Origin of the sequence: Clostridium celatum (assembly GCF_021412605.1) — a bacterium.
Classification (GTDB): Bacteria; Bacillota; Clostridia; order Clostridiales; family Clostridiaceae; genus Clostridium; species Clostridium celatum.
Window position 1 is genome coordinate 1 of record NZ_JAJKGM010000114.1, and the last position, 473, is coordinate 473.

At 33.6% G+C, this 473-nt stretch carries 1 pseudogene; it reads right to left on the reverse strand.

Annotated features, from left to right (window positions below):
• Positions 1–371 (reverse strand): annotated as a pseudogene (locus tag LPC13_RS16770) (group II intron reverse transcriptase/maturase); the annotation flags it as partial.
• Positions 372–473 lie beyond the last annotated feature (102 nt).

Consider the following 473-nt stretch of genomic DNA (forward strand, 5'->3'; position numbering starts at 1 on the left):
AATCTAGTTCCACCATTAGGTTTGGGTATCTCAACTCTTCTAACAGGCATTGGTTTATACTCATTATTTAAAATACTTTCTTTTATTGATAACCAGTTATCTTTAAGAAATTGTCTAAGTTCATAGACTGTCATTCCATCAACTCCATGGCTACCTTTATTTGAGATTACTCTTTTCATTGCTAGAAGTAAATTTTCTCTTGATAGTATTCTTTCTAATGAGCCATATTCAAATTCACTTGTTTCTCTATTTGAAGTTGCCGAGAATCTTCTATGCACTCTTTGCTTATCTTCAAGTTCCACTCTATTTTTAGCATTAGAGCCTAAGTATTTAGTTTTCTGCAATCTTTGATTATTCTGCGAAACTTTCAAATTTCAAAACCTCCTTAAAGTTCAGTCCTTCGTCCGCTATCGCGATTAGCGGAGTTACTATGACCTCTGCTGACTTCTGATAGTTCAGCTATATATCACTAT